A 15,959-nucleotide genomic window follows, 5' to 3' on the forward strand; every position below is an offset into this window, starting at 1 on the left:
CACCATGGCTGAAATCAAGAACTACTCCCTGAACTTCGGACCGCAGCACCCTGCAGCGCACGGCGTGCTGCGCCTGGTGCTCGAGCTCGACGGCGAAGTCGTGCAACGCGCCGACCCGCACATCGGCCTGCTGCACCGCGCCACCGAAAAGCTGGCCGAGCACAAGACCTACATCCAGTCGCTGCCCTACATGGACCGCCTGGACTACGTGTCGATGATGTGCAACGAGCACGCCTACTGCCTGGCCATCGAGAAGCTGCTGGGCCTGGAAGTGCCCGAGCGCGCGCAGTACATCCGCGTGATGTTCTCCGAGATCACGCGCCTGCTGAACCACTTGATGTGGCTCGGTTCGCACGGCAACGACTGCGGCAGCTCCACCATCCTGATCTACACCTTCCGCGAGCGCGAAGACCTGTTCGACATGTACGAAGCCGTCTCCGGCGCGCGCATGCACGCGGCGTACTTCCGTCCGGGCGGCGTCTACCGCGACCTGCCGGACAGCATGCCGCAGTACAAGGTCAGCAAGATCAAGAACGCCAAGGCCCTGGAGGCCATGAACCAGAACCGCAAGGGTTCTCTGCTCGACTTCATCGACGACTTCACGAAGCGCTTCCCGGGCTGCGTGGACGAGTACGAGACCCTGCTCACCGACAACCGCATCTGGAAGCAGCGCACCGTGGGCATTGGCGTGGTGCCGCCCGAACGCGCGCTCAACCTGGGCATGACCGGCCCCATGATCCGCGGCTCCGGCATCGCCTGGGACCTGCGCAAGACCCAGCCCTACGATGTCTACGACCGCATGGACTTCGACATCCCGGTGGGCAAGACGGGCGACTGCTATGACCGCTACCTCGTGCGTGTGCAGGAGATGCGCGAGTCCAACCGCATCATCAAGCAGTGCGTGGACTGGCTGCGCGCCAATCCGGGTCCTGTCATTACCGACAACCACAAGGTGGCTGCGCCCGATCGTGAATCCATGAAGTCGAACATGGAGGAGCTGATCCACCATTTCAAGCTCTTCACCGAAGGTTTCCACGTGCCCGAAGGCGAAGCCTACGCCGCCGTGGAACACCCCAAGGGCGAGTTCGGCATCTACCTGGTGAGCGACGGTGCCAACAAGCCCTACCGCCTGAAGATCCGTGCGCCCGGCTTTGCGCACCTGGCCACGCTCGATGAAATGGCGCGCGGCCACATGATTGCCGACGCCGTGGCCATCATCGGCACCATGGATATCGTGTTCGGGGAGATTGACCGATGAGTAACACCGAAGCGAAGAACCAGACCGCTGGCGCCATCACCGAGGCGACGCTCGCCCGCTTTGCGCGCGAAGTCGCCAAGTACCCGCCCGAGCAGAAGCAGTCGGCCGTGATGGCCTGCCTGTCCATCGTGCAGCAGGAGCAGGGCTGGGTCAGCACCGCGAGCGAGGCCGTGATCGCCGACTACCTGGGCATGGCCCAGATCGCGGTGCACGAAGTCACCACGTTCTACAACATGTACAACCAGCAGCCGACGGGCAAGTACAAGCTCAACGTCTGCACCAACCTGCCTTGCCAGCTGCGCGACGGCCAGAAGGCGCTGCACCACCTCGAGAAGAAGCTCGGCGTGACCATGGGCGAGACCACGCCCGACGGCCTGTTCACGCTGCAGCAGTGCGAGTGCCTGGGCGCCTGCGCCGATGCGCCCGTGATGCTGGTCAACGACCGCACCATGTGCAGCTTCATGGACAATGACAAGCTCGACCAGCTGGTCGACGGCCTCAAGGCAGCGGAAGGACAAGCATGACCACCGCCGCACAGATCCTCTCGCAGTTCCAGGCCACCGGTGTCCAGACCTGCTTTCACGACCGCCACATCGAACCGCAGATCTACGCGGGCCTCGATGGCACGAACTGGAGCATCAAGGACTACGAGGCGCGCGGTGGCTACCAGGCCCTGCGCAGGATCCTGGCCCAGGGTGAAGGCGCAGGCCTCACCCAGGACCAGGTGATCGCCACCGTCAAGGAATCAGGCCTGCGCGGCCGCGGCGGTGCGGGCTTCCCCACCGGCCTCAAGTGGAGCTTCATGCCCCGCTCGTTCCCTGGCCAGAAGTACCTGGTGTGCAACTCCGACGAAGGCGAGCCAGGCACCTGCAAGGACCGCGACATCCTGCAGTTCAACCCGCACATTGTCATCGAAGGCATGATCATCGCGGCCTACGCGATGGGCATCTCCGTGGGCTACAACTACATCCACGGCGAAATCTTCCAGACCTACGACCGCTTCGAAGAAGCGCTCGAAGAGGCGCGTGCCGCCGGCTACCTGGGCGACAAGATCCTGGGCAGCAACTTCAGCTTCCAGCTGCATGCCGCGCACGGCTTCGGCGCCTACATCTGCGGCGAAGAGACCGCACTGCTCGAATCGCTCGAAGGCAAGAAGGGCCAACCGCGCTTCAAGCCGCCGTTCCCCGCCAGCTTCGGCCTGTACGGCAAGCCCACCACCATCAACAACACCGAGACCTTCGCGGCGGTGCCATGGATCATCCGCAACGGTGGCCAGGCCTACCTCGAATGCGGCAAGCCGAACAACGGCGGCACCAAGATCTTCTCGGTCTCGGGTGACGTGGAAAAGCCCGGCAACTACGAAGTGCCCATGGGCACGCCGTTCGCCAAGCTGCTCGAACTCGCCGGTGGCGTGCGCAAGGGCCGCCAGCTCAAGGCCGTGATCCCTGGAGGCTCGTCCTCCCCGGTGTTGCCGGCTTCCATCATCATGGAATGCACGCTGGACTACGACTCCATCGCCAAGGCCGGCTCGATGCTGGGCTCGGGCGCCGTCATCGTGATGGACGACTCCCGCAGCATGGTCGAGAGCCTGCTGCGCCTGTCCTATTTTTACTCGCACGAGTCCTGCGGCCAGTGCACGCCGTGCCGCGAAGGCACGGGCTGGATGTGGCGCGTGATCGACCGGATCCAGCATGGCCAGGGGCGCGATGGCGACCTGAACCTGCTCAATTCGGTGGCAGACAACATCCAGGGCCGCACCATCTGCGCACTGGGTGACGCAGCGGCCATGCCGGTGCGCGCCATGATCAAGCACTTCCGTCCGGAATTCGAAGCGCTGATCCGCCAAGAGAAGACCCCCCAGGCTTCCACCTCCGCCTGATCGCGAGAAACGCATATGGTTGAAATCGAACTCGACGGGCAGAAGGTAGAAGTCGCTGAAGGCTGCATGGTGATGCATGCAGCCGAAAAGGCCGGCACCTACATTCCCCATTTCTGTTACCACAAGAAGCTGTCCATTGCCGCCAACTGCCGCATGTGCCTGGTGGATGTGGAAAAGGCCCCCAAGCCCATGCCTGCCTGCGCCACGCCGGTGACGCAGGGCATGATCGTGCGCACCAAGAGCGACAAGGCCATCAAGGCCCAGCAGTCGGTCATGGAATTCCTGCTGATCAACCACCCGCTGGACTGCCCCATCTGCGACCAGGGCGGCGAGTGCCAGCTGCAGGACCTGGCCGTGGGCTACGGCGGTTCCTCCTCGCGCTACGAGGAAGAAAAGCGCGTGGTCTTCCACAAGGACGTGGGCCCGCTGATCTCCATGGAAGAGATGAGCCGCTGCATCCACTGCACCCGCTGCGTGCGCTTCGGCCAGGAAGTGGCCGGCGTGATGGAGCTCGGGATGATCCACCGCGGCGAGCACTCCGAGATCACCACCGTGGTGGGCGATACCGTGGACTCCGAGCTGTCGGGCAACATGATCGACATCTGCCCCGTGGGCGCGCTCACGAGCAAGCCGTTCCGCTACAGCGCCCGCACCTGGGAACTGTCGCGCCGCCGCTCCGTCAGCCCGCACGACTCCACCGGTGCCAACCTCATCGTGCAGGTCAAGAACCACAAGGTCATGCGTGTCGTTCCGTTCGAGAACGAAGCCGTCAACGAATGCTGGATCGCCGACCGTGACCGCTTCTCGTACGAATCGCTCAACAGCGACGAGCGCCTGACCCAGCCCATGCTCAAGCAGGGCGGCGTCTGGAAGAGCGTCGACTGGCAGACCGCGCTCGAGTACGTGGCCAACGGCTTGAAGAACATCAAGAACGACCACGGCGCCAACAGCATCGGCGCCCTGGTCAGCCCGCACAGCACGCTCGAAGAGCTGTACCTGGCCTCCGCGCTGGTGCGCGGCCTGGGCAGCGACAGCATCGACTACCGCCTGCGCAACGCCGAGTTCGCGGCGCCCGAAGGCATCCGCTGGCTCGGCACGTCCATCGCCTCCCTGTCCACGCTGCAACGCGTGCTGGTGGTGGGCTCCAACCTGCGCAAGGACCATCCGCTGTTCGCCCTGCGCGTGCGCCATGCCGTGCGCCACGGCGCCCAGCTGAGCGTGGTCGACTCCTCCGTCGGCGACTGGGCTATGCCCGTCAAGCACCAGCTGCTGCAGGACGCCACCCAGTGGGTGCAGGCCCTTGGTTCCGTGGCTTCGGCCATTGCCCAGGAGAAGAACGTGGCGGCGCCGGCTGGCGCAGCCCAGGCCACCGAGGCCAGCCTGGCCATCGCCCGCTCGCTGCTGGGTGGTGAGCGCAAGGCCGTGCTGCTGGGCAATGCCGCCGCGCACCATGGCCAGGCCGCAGCGCTGCTGGCCCTGGCCAACTGGATCGGCGAGCAGACCGGCGCCACCGTCGGCTACCTGACCGAAGCCGCCAACACCGTGGGTGCCCAGTTCGCGGGAGCCCATCCCGTGGGCAGCGGCCTGAACGCAGGCCAGATGCTGGCCGGCGGCCTCAAGGCCGTGCTGCTGCTCAACACCGAGCCCGCCTTCGACGCGGCCAACGGTGCGCAAGCCGCCGCGGCCATTGGCCAGGCGCAGATGGTCGTGACCCTGAGCCCCTTCAAGGCCAACATGGACATCAGCGATGTGCTGCTGCCCATCGCCCCGTTCACCGAGACCTCGGGCAGCTTCGTCAACGCCGAAGGGCGCCTGCAGAGTTTCCACGCCGTGGTGCGCCCTCTGGGCGACACGCGTCCCGCCTGGAAGGTGCTGCGCGTGCTGGCCAACGTGCTCGGCGTGCCCGGTTTCGACTTCGAGACCTCGCAGGACGTGCTGGCCCGTGCCACCAACGCCCCGGCGGGCAAGCTGGCCATGCTGCCGGCCGAGCAACTGTCCAATGCCGTGGCCCAGGTTCCGCCAACTGCGGCACCCGTGGGTGAGCCGGCGGTGGCCTCCATCTACCAACTCGATGGCCTGGTGCGCCGCGCCACCTCGCTGCAATTGACAGCCGATGCCCGCATGGCGGCCGGTGAAGGAGTGGCGGCATGATCGACGCGCTGTACAACGGCGGGCTGAACCTCCTGCCTTTCGCCTGGTGGACGGGCGCTGCCTGGCCCGTGCTCTGGATCCTGCTCAAGATCGTCGTGATCGTCGCGCCCCTGATGGGTGCGGTGGCCTACCTCACGCTGTGGGAGCGCAAGCTGCTCGGTTTCATGCAGGTGCGCCACGGCCCCAACCGGGTCGGCCCCATGGGCCTGCTGCAGCCGCTGGCCGACGGCCTGAAGCTGATGACCAAGGAAATCATCCAGCCTGCGGCCGCCAGCAAGGGCCTGTTCGTGCTGGGTCCGCTGATGGCCATCATGCCGGCGCTCGCCGCCTGGGTGGCGATCCCCTTCGGTCCCGACGTGGCGCTGGCCAACGTCAACGCCGGCCTGCTGCTGGTGATGGCGATTACCTCCATCGAAGTCTATGGCGTGATCATCGCCGGCTGGGCATCGAACTCCAAGTACGCCTTCCTGGGCGCACTGCGCGCCTCGGCGCAGATGGTGAGCTATGAAATCGCCATGGGCTTTTGCTTCCTGGTGGTGATCATGGTCTCGGGCAGCATGAACCTGACCGAAATCGTGATGTCCCAGTCCCGCGGCATGGCCGCCGACAAGGGCCTGGTGTTCCTGTCCTGGAACTGGCTGCCCCTGCTGCCGATCTTCCTGGTGTACCTGATCTCTGGCGTGGCCGAGACCAACCGCCACCCCTTCGACGTGGTCGAAGGCGAAGCCGAAATCGTGGCTGGCCACATGGTCGAGTACTCGGGCATGGGTTTCGCCGTGTTCTTCCTGGCCGAATACGCCAGCATGTGGCTGGTGTCCATCCTGGCGGCGCTGATGTTCCTGGGCGGCTGGCTGTCGCCCATCGACAGCGTGCTGTTCAACTGGATTCCGGGCTGGATCTGGCTCGGCATCAAGACCTTCGTCGTGGTCTCCATGTTCATCTGGATCCGCGCCACCTTCCCGCGCTTCCGCTATGACCAGATCATGCGCCTGGGCTGGAAGATCTTCATTCCGGTCACCCTGGTGTGGCTGCTCATCGTCGGCGGGTGGTTGCTCTCGCCGTGGAACATCTGGAAATAAGCGGGGACACACATGACTGCTGCTGTTGCTGCTGCACCTTTCTCGTTCAAGGATTTCTTCAAGAGCTTCATGCTCGTGGAGCTGCTCAAGGGCATGGCCCTGACGGGCCGCTATGCGTTTCGCCGCAAGGTGACCGTGCAGTTCCCTGAAGAGAAGACACCTCTGTCGCCACGCTTCCGTGGCCTGCATGCCCTGCGCCGTTACGACAACGGCGAAGAGCGCTGCATTGCTTGCAAGCTGTGCGAGGCCGTGTGCCCCGCCATGGCGATCACCATCGAATCCGACGTGCGTGACGACGGCTCGCGCCGCACCACGCGCTACGACATCGACCTGACCAAGTGCATCTTCTGCGGCTTCTGCGAAGAGAGCTGCCCGGTCGATTCGATCGTCGAGACGCACATCTTCGAATACCACGGCGAAAAGCGTGGCGACCTGTACTTCACCAAGGACATGCTTTTGGCCGTCGGTGACCGGTACGAGGGTGAGATTGCCGCAGCCAAGGCTGCGGACGCCAAGTACCGCTGAGCGGTCGCGATCCCATCCATCCCGTCGCCAGACTTTCTATAAAGACCTGATTCATGGACGCCAAGACTGGTTTCTTCTACCTCTTCTCGGTCGTGCTGCTGTTTGCAGCCTTCCGGGTGATCACCGCACGCAACCCCGTGCATGCGGTGCTGTACCTCATCCTGGCTTTCTCGCAGGCGGCGGCCGTGTGGCTGCTGCTCAAGGCCGAGTTCCTGGCCATCGCCCTGGTGCTGGTGTACCTGGGCGCGGTGATGGTGCTGTTCCTGTTCGTGGTGATGATGCTGGACATCCACATCGACTCCGTGCGCAAGGGCTTCTGGAAGCATTTCCCGCTCGCCGCCTTCGTGGGCGCGCTGATCGCCCTGGAAATGGCCGCCGTGCTGATGGGGGGCTTCCGCGGCATGGAAGAGCCCAAGGCCGCCGCCGTGGTGCTCGACGCTGCCGGCAAGGTCGTGCAGTACTCCAACACCAAGGAACTGGGCAAGCTCTTGTACACCCAGTACCTGTACCCCGTTGAAATCGCCGCCGTGATCCTGCTGGTGGCCATGATCGCCGCCATCGCCCTGACCCTGCGCCAGCGCAAGGACAGCAAGGCCATCAACCCATCGCAGCAGATCCGCGTGCGCGCCGCCGACCGCCTGGAAGTGGTGAAGGTCGCCGCCACGCAAAAGCCAGCACCCGAAGTGCCGGCAGAGCCCGCCGCCGAGGAGAAGAAGCCATGACATTGACCCTGGGACATTTTCTTTCGCTGGGCGCGATGCTGTTCGCGCTGGCGGTGATCGGCATCTTCCTGAACCGCAAGAACCTGATCGTGCTGCTCATGGCCATCGAGCTGATGCTGCTGGCGGTCAACATGAACTTCGTGGCGTTCTCGCACTACCTGGGTGACATGCACGGACAGGTGTTCGTGTTCTTCATCCTGACGGTGGCCGCGGCCGAGTCGGCCATCGGCCTGGCCATTCTGGTGCTGCTGTTCCGCAACAAGTCCAGCATCAACGCGGAAGACCTCAACACCCTCAAGGGTTGATGAGCCACCCGTATTCCCAAGGTTCTCAAGAATGAGTCAAACCCTCTCTGCTTCAACGCTCCTGGCCGTGCCGCTGGCACCGCTGGCGGGCGCACTGCTGGCCGGCATCTTCGGCACGACCTTCGGCGGCAACTGGATCGGCCGCCGGCTGAGCCACACCCTGACCATCCTGGGCGTGCTGGTGGCGTTCATCCTGTCGGCCATGACGCTCAAGAGCGTGGCAGTCGACGGCGCACGCTTCAACGAGACGCTCTACACCTGGATGGTGGTGGGCGGCCTGAAGATGGAAGTGGGCTTCCTGATCGACAGCCTCACGGCCATGATGATGGTGGTGGTGACCTTCGTGTCGCTGATGGTGCACATCTACACCATCGGCTACATGGAAGAGGACGAGGGCTACAACCGCTTCTTCTCCTACATCTCGCTGTTCACGTTCTCCATGCTCATGCTGGTCATGAGCAACAACCTGCTGCAGCTGTTCTTCGGCTGGGAAGCCGTGGGCCTGGTGTCCTACCTGCTGATCGGCTTCTGGTTCAACAAGCCCACGGCGATCTTCGCCAACATGAAGGCCTTCTTGGTCAACCGCGTGGGCGACTTCGGCTTCATCCTGGGCATCGGCCTGATCGCTGCCTACACCGGCACGCTGAACTACAGCGAGATCTTCGCCAAGTCGGGTGAGCTCGGCGGCCTGGCCTTCCCCGGCACCGACTGGCTGCTGATCACGGTCATCTGCATCTGCCTGTTCATCGGCGCCATGGGCAAGTCCGCCCAGTTCCCGCTGCACGTCTGGCTGCCCGACTCGATGGAAGGCCCGACCCCCATCTCGGCACTGATCCACGCGGCCACCATGGTGACCGCCGGCATCTTCATGGTGTCGCGCATGTCGCCGCTGTTCGAGCTGTCGGACACCGCGCTCAACTTCATCCTGATCATCGGCTCCATCACGGCGCTGTTCATGGGTTTCCTGGGCATCATCCAGAACGACATCAAGCGCGTGGTGGCCTACTCCACGCTGTCCCAGCTCGGCTACATGACCGTGGCGCTGGGTGCCTCGGCCTACTCGGTGGCCGTGTTCCACCTGATGACGCACGCCTTCTTCAAGGCGCTGCTGTTCCTCGGTGCCGGCTCGGTCATCATGGGCATGCACCACAACCAGGACATCCGCTGGATGGGCGGCGTGCGCAAGTACATGCCCATCACCTGGATCACCTCGCTGCTGGGTTCGCTGGCGTTGATCGGCACGCCCCTGTTCGCGGGCTTCTACTCCAAGGACAGCATCATCGAGGCAGTGCACTTCAGCCACCTGCCGGCGGCGCACTTCGCCCACTTCGCGGTGCTGGCCGGTGTGTTCGTCACCGCGTTCTACTCGTTCCGCATGTACTTCCTGGTCTTCCATGGCAAGGAGCGCTACGACCAGAACCCGGACGCGCACCACGATGCACACCATGACGACCATGGCCACGGCCATGACGACCACCACCACGATCCGCACGAGTCCCCGTGGGTGGTGACGGTGCCGCTGGTGCTGCTGGCGATTCCTTCGGTGGTGGTGGGCTTCCTGTTCATCCAGCCCATGCTGTTCGGCGACTTCTTCAAGGACGTGATCTTTGTCGACGCGGCCAAGCACCCCGCCATGGCCAAGCTGACCGAGATCTTCCACGGCCCCGTGGCCATGGCCGTGCACGGCCTGCAGACCGCGCCGTTCTGGCTGGCCGTGGCCGGTGTGGCCCTGTCCTACTACATGTACATGGTGAACCCGGCGCTGCCGGCGGCCATCAAGCGCATCTGCATGCCGATCTACACGCTGTTCGAGAACAAGTACTACCTCGACTGGATCAACGAGAACATCCTGGCGCGCGGTGCACGGGCCCTGGGTACCGGCCTGTGGAAGGGCGGCGACCAGGCCATCATCGACGGTGCGCTGGTCAACGGTTCCTGGAAGGTCGTGCGCAGCGTCTCCGGCGTGGTGCGCTGGGTGCAGACGGGCTTCATCTTCCACTATGCCCTGGTGATGATCCTGGGCGTGTTTGCCTTGATGACGTGGTTCGTCTGGGGCGATTTCTTCATGCAGCTCATCAAGAAATAAGGAAAAGAACAAAATGGGTCTGTTGAGTCTTGCAATCTGGGTGCCGATCGCCTTCGGCGCGCTGCTGCTCGCGGTCGGCCGCGACGAGCACGCTCCCGCCGTGCGCTGGTTGGCCCTGCTCGGGTCGGTGATCGGCTTCCTGGTCACCATTCCGCTCTACCAGGGCTTCAAGCTCGGTACGGCGGCGATGCAGTTCGTCGAAAAATCCGAGTGGATCGAGCGCTTCAACGTGCACTACCACCTGGGTGTGGACGGCATCTCGTTCTGGTTCGTGCCGCTCACGGCCTTCATCACGGTGATCGTGGTGATCGCCTCGTGGGAAGCCATCACCGAGCGCGTGAACCAGTACATGGGCGCGTTCCTGATCCTCTCGGGCCTGATGATCGGCGTGTTCAGTGCGCTCGACGGCATCCTGTTCTACGTGTTCTTCGAAGCCACGCTGATCCCGATGTACCTGATCATCGGTATCTGGGGCGGCCCCAACAAGATCTACGCGGCGTTCAAGTTCTTCCTGTACACGCTGCTCGGCTCGCTGCTGATGCTGATCGCGCTGATCTTCCTGTACAACCAGTCGGGCGGCAGTTTCGACATCGCCACCTGGCACAAGCTGCCCCTGAGCTCGACGGCCCAGACCCTGCTGTTCTTCGCCTTCTTCGCCGCCTTCGCGGTGAAGGTGCCGATGTTCCCGTTCCACACCTGGCTGCCCGACGTGCACGTGGAGGCGCCCACCGGTGGCTCCGCCGTGCTGGCCGCCATCATGCTCAAGCTCGGTGCCTACGGTTTCCTGCGCTTCTCGATGCCCATCGCCCCCGACGCCGCGCGCGAATGGGCCTGGCTCATGATCACGCTGTCGCTGATCGCCGTGATCTACGTCGGCCTGGTGGCCATGGTCCAGAAGGACATGAAGAAGCTGGTGGCCTACTCGTCCGTGGCGCACATGGGCTTCGTCACCCTGGGCTTCTTCATCTTCAACGACCTGGGCGTCTCCGGCGGCCTGGTGCAGATGATCGCCCACGGCTTCGTGTCGGGCGCGATGTTCCTGTCCATCGGCGTGCTGTACGACCGCGTGCACTCCCGCGAGATCGCGGCCTACGGCGGGGTGGTCAACACCATGCCCAACTTCACGGCCTTTGCGCTGCTGTTCGCCATGGCCAACTGCGGCCTGCCGGGCACGGCCGGTTTCGTGGGCGAGTGGATGGTGATCCTGGGTGCCGTCAAGGCCAACTTCTGGATCGGCCTGGCCTCGGCCACGGCGCTGATCTTCGGCGCCGCCTACACCCTGTGGATGTTCAAGCGCGTGTACCTGGGCCCCGTGGCCAACGACCACGTCAAGGAACTCACCGACATCAACAGCCGCGAGTTCCTCGTGATGGCGCTGCTGGCGATTGCCGTGCTGGCCATGGGCCTGTACCCACGCCCCTTCACGGACGTGATGGACACCTCGGTCGCGGAACTGCTCAAGCATGTCGCACTGTCCAAGCTGAACTGACCAGACTGAACTGAGAGATTCGAGATGATTGACAACATCAGCTGGCTAGCGATTTACCCCGAGATCGTTCTTTTGGTCATGGGCTGCGTGATCGCGCTGGTCGACCTGGGCGTGCACAGCCCCCGCCGCACGGCCACCTATGTGCTGACCATGCTCTCGCTGGCCCTGGTGGCCGGCCTGCAGGCCATGTATGCCAGCACCGGCAGCACCTTCTACGGCTTCGGCAACATGGTGGTCAGCGACTCCATGGGCAACTGGCTCAAGTGCTTTGCCACGGTGGCCGTGATGGTCACCCTGGTCTATGGCCGCCCCTACGCGGCAGACCGCGGCATGCTGCGCGGCGGCGAGATCTTCACGCTGTCGGTGTTCGCGCTCCTGGGCATGTTCATCATGATCTCGGGCAACAACTTCCTGATGCTCTACCTGGGCCTGGAGCTCTTGACCCTGTCGAGCTACGCCCTGGTGGCCCTGCGCCGCGACAACGCCACCGCGACCGAAGCCGCGATGAAGTACTTCGTGCTCGGCGCCATGGCCAGCGGCTTCCTGCTGTACGGCCTGTCCATGGTCTACGGCGCCACGGGCTCGCTCGACATCGGCCAGGTGTTCAAGGCCGTCAATTCCGGCCAGATCCGCCACCAGGTGCTGGTGTTCGGCCTGGTGTTCGTGGTGGCCGGCCTGGCCTTCAAGCTCGGCGTCGTGCCCTTCCACATGTGGATCCCCGACGTCTACCAGGGTGCTCCCACGGCCATCACGCTGATGATCGGTGGCGCGCCCAAGCTGGCTGCCTTCGCCATCACCATCCGCCTGCTGGTGGACGGCCTGCTGCCCCTGGCGATCGACTGGCAGCAGATGCTCGCGGTGCTGGCCATCGGCTCGCTGCTGGTGGGTAACCTCGCGGCCATCGCCCAGACCAACCTCAAGCGCATGCTGGCCTACTCGACCATCTCGCAGATGGGCTTCGTGCTGCTCGGCCTGATGTCGGGCGTGGTCAACGGCAACGTCGAGGCCGCCGCCGTCGAGAACGCCTACAGCGCCTCCATGTTCTACGTGGTGAGCTATGTGCTGACCACGCTGGCCGCCTTCGGTGTGATCCTGCTGCTGGCCCGTGAAGGCTTCGAGAGCGAAGAGATCGCCGACTTCGCCGGCCTGAACCAGCGCAGCCCGCTGTATGCCGCCGTGATGGCCGTGTGCCTGTTCTCCATGGCCGGCATCCCGCCCATGGTCGGCTTCTACGCCAAGCTGTCGGTGCTGCAGGCCCTGGTGGCCTCGGGCCAGGCAGCCTACATCGCCCTGGCCGTGTTCGCGGTCATCATGTCGCTGATCGGCGCCTTCTACTACCTGCGCGTCGTCAAGGTCATGTACTTCGATGCGCCGCTCACGGCCACCAGCGTCTCCGCCCCCGTGGACGTGCGCGTGGTGCTCACCATCAACGGCGCCCTGGTGCTGGTGCTCGGCCTGCTGCCTGGCGGCCTGATGGCGCTGTGCGCCGAGGCCGTCGTGCGCGCCCTGGCCACCTGACCGAACGGCCGGAGCGAACCCGTGTCCCTGACCGGTTCCGTCTGGCTGGTGATCGTGGCGGCCTTCATCGCTGCCAACCTGCCCTTTGCCAACCAGCGCTGGCTGGTGGTGGGGCCGGTGGCCCAGCCGAAGAAGGGCCTGCCTGTCCGCATTGCGGAACTGGTGCTGGCGTATTTCCTGGTAGGTGGCCTGGCGTTGCTGCTGGAGCGCCGTGCGGGGCAGATCGCTCCCCAGGGCTGGGAGTTCTATGCCATCACCGGCACGCTGTTCCTGACCCTGGCCTTCCCTGGCTTCGTGTACCGCTACCTGCTGCGCCGCCACGGCTGAGGGCCGGCAGCCCTTTCCCCTCCATTGCGATTCCTCCGACCATGAAAGTGCTCGATCTGCACTGCCACGCGGGCCATGTCTTCGAAGGCTGGTTCGCCTCGGAGGACGACTTCCAGAGCCAGAACCAGCGCGGTCTGGTGCAATGCCCGTTCTGCGGCGATTCGGGCATTTCCAAGCGCCTGAGTGCGCCGCGCCTGAACCTCGGTGCCAAGCCGCCGGCCCCACAGGCACCGGCAAAGCCGGCGATGACCACCCCCACCGGCAGCCAGGATTCCGTGGCCTTGCCGCCCGCCCTGCAGGCGGCCTGGCTGGAACTGGCGCGCAAGATCGCCGCCAACACCGAGGACGTGGGCAATCGCTTTGCCGACGAAGCCCGGCGCATGCACCACGGCGAGACCGAGGAGCGTGCCATCCGCGGCCAGGCCACGCCCGACGAAGCCGCGCAACTGCTCGATGAAGGCATTGCCGTGCTGCCGCTGCCCCTGCCTGTCGCGGCCAAGGAAACGCTGCACTGAAGTGCACCCCTCGGGGCGTGCACGGGACCAGCGCGAAGCCGTTTCAGTCTCCCTGGCGCTGCGCTCAGGACGTGTGGGACGACAGTCCCGTGACCAGGGCATCGAAGGCCACCTTGCAGCGCGGGCTGTCGCGCAGGTCCTCGTGCATCGTGACCCAGGTTTCGAGTGGCAGCGTGAAGTGCTGGGGCAGTACCCGGACCAGCGATGGATCGCGCCTGGCCAATGCCACCTGGCACACCCCGATGCCGCAACCTGCCCGCAGCAGCGCCAGCTGACCCAGGTCGCTGTCGGTGCGCAGCGAGAAGTTGCGCCGCGTCCAGCCCGACAGTGCCGGCAGTGCCTTGCTCGCCGCGCGCAGAAAGGGCGTCTCTTCGTCGAACCCGATCAGCGCATGGTCTGCGAGGTCACCGGGCTGTGACGGTGTGCCGTGCTGTGCCAGATAGCGCTGGTGGGCATGCAGGCCCAGTTCCACGTTGCCCACGCGGCGGGCCACCAGCACATCCTGTTTGGGGCTGGTCATGCGCACCGCGATGTCGGCCTCGCGGTGCAGCAGGTCCTGCACCCGGTTGGTCAGCACCAGCTCGATCCTGAGCCCTGGGTAGGTTTCGCGCAGCCCGGCCACGATGGGCGGCAGCACTTCCACGCCGATGACTTCGCTGGCCGATACCCGCACCGTGCCCTTCACGCCCGTCCCCTGGCTCTCGGCCGCGCGCTGCAGCGCCGCAGCGGTGCTGTGCATCGCCTCTGCGTGGCCGCGCAGGGCCAGGGCCGCCTCGGTCGGCATCAGGCCCGTCTGCGAGCGCGTGAAGAGGGCAAAGCCCAGCGACTTCTCCAGCGACTGGACGTGCCTGCCCACGGTGGGTTGGGTAATGCCCAAAGCCCGTGCAGCACCGGAGAGCGAGCCCTCCACCAGCACGCCCAGAAAGCTGCGGTACAGCTCCCATCCAATTTCCTTGTCCATGCATAAATGTATAGCTGATTAATCATGTTGGGCAATTTCTTTTGTTCTCTCGTGCGCCCAGAATTCCCCCATCGCAACACAGTTCACTGGAGAGACATCATGGAAAACGCACATCGGAACATCGCCCTGGTACTCGGCGCCACGGGGGGCATCGGCGGCGAAGTGGCGCGCCAGCTGCGCGACGCCGGCTGGCAGGTGCGCGCGCTCCAGCGCGGCCTGGCACAGGCGCAGGAGTTGCGCGACGGCCTGGTCTGGCTGCGCGGCGACGCGATGAACCGCGACGACGTGCTGAACGCCGCGCAGGGCTGCTCCGTCATCGTGCATGCCGTCAACCCGCCGGGCTACCTGCGCTGGGCCGAGCTGGTGCTGCCCATGCTGGACAACACGGTGGCCGCCGCGATGGCCCAGCGCGCCACCATCGTGCTGCCCGGCACGGTCTACAACTACGGGCCCGATGCATTCCCTGTGCTGGCAGAGACCTCGCCGCAGCAGCCAGCCACCCGCAAAGGCGCCATCCGCGTGGAGCTGGAGCGCCGCCTGGAGGCTGCGAGCCAGCAGGGCGCGCGGGTGATCGTCGTGCGTGCCGGCGACTTCTTCGGCCCCCAGGTCGGCAACAGTTGGTTCGCCCAAGGCCTGGTCAAACCAGGCCAGCCCGTGGCCGCCGTCAGCCTGCCGGGCGACCGGGGCGTGGGCCACCAGTGGTCCTACCTGCCCGACGTGGCGCGCACCATGGTCGCGCTGCTGGCTCGCCGCGCGCAGTTGCAGCCGTTTGCCACCTTTCACATGGCCGGGCACTGGGACGCGGACGGCACGCAGATGGCTGCGGCGATCGGCCGCGTGGTGCAGCGCCGCAGCGGCAAGCGGCCCAAGGTGCGCGCCTTCCCCTGGTGGCTGGTGCGGCTGGCCGCGCCGTTCGTGCCGACCCTGCGCGAGTTGCTGGAGATGCGCTACCTGTGGCGCCAGCCGGTGGCCATGGACAACGCGCGCCTGAAGGCGGTGCTGGGCCAGGAGCCGCATACGCCGCTGGACGAGGCCGTGCAGGCGACGCTCGAGGGCCTCGGGTGCCTCCTGCCAGCCCCCAATGCCCAGGTGCTCTCGCCGGCGGGCGCGGCACGGGCCTGGGGAGCACACCTTGGCGCATGAC

General features: G+C 65.2%; 15 protein-coding genes. 14 read left to right on the top strand and 1 reads right to left on the bottom strand.

The genetic code is table 11. The annotated features are described in order from the left end of the window. Window positions 1–4: 4 nt before the first annotated feature. From AC07PF_RS16415 to AC07PF_RS16475, 13 genes are read left to right on the top strand one after another with little or no spacing between them, the layout of a single operon-like run. On the top strand, window positions 5–1,258 hold the full coding sequence (locus tag AC07PF_RS16415) for an NADH-quinone oxidoreductase subunit D (protein ID WP_007849131.1): 1,254 nt from the start codon (window positions 5–7) through the stop codon (window positions 1,256–1,258). Next, window positions 1,255–1,782, top strand: coding sequence for an NADH-quinone oxidoreductase subunit NuoE (gene nuoE, locus AC07PF_RS16420; RefSeq protein WP_007849132.1), 528 nt, complete (start codon window positions 1,255–1,257; stop codon window positions 1,780–1,782). The genes AC07PF_RS16415 and nuoE overlap by 4 nt, the downstream gene beginning before the upstream one ends. Then, window positions 1,779–3,137, top strand: a complete 1,359-nt coding sequence (gene nuoF / locus AC07PF_RS16425; RefSeq protein ID WP_494612580.1) for an NADH-quinone oxidoreductase subunit NuoF — start codon at window positions 1,779–1,781, stop codon at window positions 3,135–3,137. Before nuoE ends, nuoF begins: the two co-directional genes overlap by 4 nt. A gap of 15 nt (window positions 3,138–3,152) precedes the next feature. Then, window positions 3,153–5,288, top strand: coding sequence for an NADH-quinone oxidoreductase subunit NuoG (nuoG, locus tag AC07PF_RS16430; protein ID WP_494612581.1), 2,136 nt, complete (start codon window positions 3,153–3,155; stop codon window positions 5,286–5,288). Beyond that, a complete protein-coding gene (gene nuoH / locus AC07PF_RS16435; protein WP_007849135.1) occupies window positions 5,285–6,367 on the top strand; it encodes an NADH-quinone oxidoreductase subunit NuoH in 1,083 nt (360 codons plus the stop codon). The genes nuoG and nuoH overlap by 4 nt, the downstream gene beginning before the upstream one ends. 12 nt (window positions 6,368–6,379) lie before the next feature. Continuing rightward, on the top strand, window positions 6,380–6,892 hold the full coding sequence (nuoI, locus tag AC07PF_RS16440; RefSeq protein WP_007849136.1) for an NADH-quinone oxidoreductase subunit NuoI: 513 nt from the start codon (window positions 6,380–6,382) through the stop codon (window positions 6,890–6,892). 53 nt (window positions 6,893–6,945) lie between these two features. Continuing rightward, window positions 6,946–7,614 (top strand): NADH-quinone oxidoreductase subunit J, encoded by a 669-nt coding sequence (locus AC07PF_RS16445; protein WP_007849139.1) that lies wholly within the window; start codon window positions 6,946–6,948, stop codon window positions 7,612–7,614. Further along, window positions 7,611–7,919, top strand: a complete 309-nt coding sequence (gene nuoK / locus AC07PF_RS16450) for an NADH-quinone oxidoreductase subunit NuoK (protein ID WP_005793248.1) — start codon at window positions 7,611–7,613, stop codon at window positions 7,917–7,919. The genes AC07PF_RS16445 and nuoK overlap by 4 nt, the downstream gene beginning before the upstream one ends. Before the next feature lie 31 nt (window positions 7,920–7,950). After that, window positions 7,951–10,005, top strand: coding sequence for an NADH-quinone oxidoreductase subunit L (nuoL, locus tag AC07PF_RS16455; RefSeq protein ID WP_494612582.1), 2,055 nt, complete (start codon window positions 7,951–7,953; stop codon window positions 10,003–10,005). A gap of 13 nt (window positions 10,006–10,018) precedes the next feature. Beyond that, on the top strand, window positions 10,019–11,494 hold the full coding sequence (locus tag AC07PF_RS16460) for an NADH-quinone oxidoreductase subunit M (protein WP_145696918.1): 1,476 nt from the start codon (window positions 10,019–10,021) through the stop codon (window positions 11,492–11,494). 24 nt (window positions 11,495–11,518) lie between these two features. After that, on the top strand, window positions 11,519–13,012 hold the full coding sequence (nuoN, locus tag AC07PF_RS16465) for an NADH-quinone oxidoreductase subunit NuoN (protein WP_007849150.1): 1,494 nt from the start codon (window positions 11,519–11,521) through the stop codon (window positions 13,010–13,012). A 21-nt stretch (window positions 13,013–13,033) separates the two neighbouring features. Then, window positions 13,034–13,339 (top strand): DUF2818 family protein, encoded by a 306-nt coding sequence (locus tag AC07PF_RS16470; RefSeq protein WP_494604703.1) that lies wholly within the window; start codon window positions 13,034–13,036, stop codon window positions 13,337–13,339. Between the two features lie 41 nt (window positions 13,340–13,380). Continuing rightward, the gene (locus AC07PF_RS16475; RefSeq protein WP_007849154.1) at window positions 13,381–13,854 is read left to right on the top strand and encodes a DUF1178 family protein; all 474 of its coding nucleotides are present in this window, start codon (window positions 13,381–13,383) and stop codon (window positions 13,852–13,854) included. Window positions 13,855–13,918: 64 nt separating this feature from the next. Here AC07PF_RS16475 and AC07PF_RS16480 read toward each other — a convergent pair whose 3' ends face one another. Beyond that, window positions 13,919–14,815 carry a LysR family transcriptional regulator gene (locus AC07PF_RS16480; RefSeq protein ID WP_007849155.1) on the bottom strand — a complete coding sequence of 299 codons (897 nt, stop codon included), beginning with the start codon at window positions 14,813–14,815 and terminating at the stop codon, window positions 13,919–13,921. A gap of 99 nt (window positions 14,816–14,914) precedes the next feature. Between AC07PF_RS16480 and AC07PF_RS16485 the strand changes: the two genes are divergently transcribed. Next, window positions 14,915–15,958 carry an SDR family oxidoreductase gene (locus AC07PF_RS16485; protein ID WP_494612583.1) on the top strand — a complete coding sequence of 348 codons (1,044 nt, stop codon included), beginning with the start codon at window positions 14,915–14,917 and terminating at the stop codon, window positions 15,956–15,958. The last annotated feature ends 1 nt before the right edge of the window (window position 15,959 follow it).

It is taken from the genome of Acidovorax sp. GW821-FHT10A04, from assembly GCF_059415825.1.

Bases quoted from the DNA above. Each gene is read 5' to 3' on its own strand.
- AC07PF_RS16460 (WP_145696918.1), top strand. From the start codon at position 10,019: ATGGGTCTGTTGAGTCTTGCAATCTGGGTGCCGATCGCCTTCGGCGCG.
- nuoN (WP_007849150.1), top strand. From the start codon at position 11,519: ATGATTGACAACATCAGCTGGCTAGCGATTTACCCCGAGATCGTTCTT.
- AC07PF_RS16480 (WP_007849155.1), bottom strand. From the start codon at position 14,815: ATGGACAAGGAAATTGGATGGGAGCTGTACCGCAGCTTTCTGGGCGTG.
- AC07PF_RS16475 (WP_007849154.1), top strand. From the start codon at position 13,381: ATGAAAGTGCTCGATCTGCACTGCCACGCGGGCCATGTCTTCGAAGGC.
- nuoE (WP_007849132.1), top strand. From the start codon at position 1,255: ATGAGTAACACCGAAGCGAAGAACCAGACCGCTGGCGCCATCACCGAG.
- nuoH (WP_007849135.1), top strand. From the start codon at position 5,285: ATGATCGACGCGCTGTACAACGGCGGGCTGAACCTCCTGCCTTTCGCC.
- AC07PF_RS16415 (WP_007849131.1), top strand. From the start codon at position 5: ATGGCTGAAATCAAGAACTACTCCCTGAACTTCGGACCGCAGCACCCT.
- nuoG (WP_494612581.1), top strand. From the start codon at position 3,153: ATGGTTGAAATCGAACTCGACGGGCAGAAGGTAGAAGTCGCTGAAGGC.
- nuoI (WP_007849136.1), top strand. From the start codon at position 6,380: ATGACTGCTGCTGTTGCTGCTGCACCTTTCTCGTTCAAGGATTTCTTC.
- nuoK (WP_005793248.1), top strand. From the start codon at position 7,611: ATGACATTGACCCTGGGACATTTTCTTTCGCTGGGCGCGATGCTGTTC.
- nuoF (WP_494612580.1), top strand. From the start codon at position 1,779: ATGACCACCGCCGCACAGATCCTCTCGCAGTTCCAGGCCACCGGTGTC.
- AC07PF_RS16445 (WP_007849139.1), top strand. From the start codon at position 6,946: ATGGACGCCAAGACTGGTTTCTTCTACCTCTTCTCGGTCGTGCTGCTG.
- AC07PF_RS16485 (WP_494612583.1), top strand. From the start codon at position 14,915: ATGGAAAACGCACATCGGAACATCGCCCTGGTACTCGGCGCCACGGGG.
- nuoL (WP_494612582.1), top strand. From the start codon at position 7,951: ATGAGTCAAACCCTCTCTGCTTCAACGCTCCTGGCCGTGCCGCTGGCA.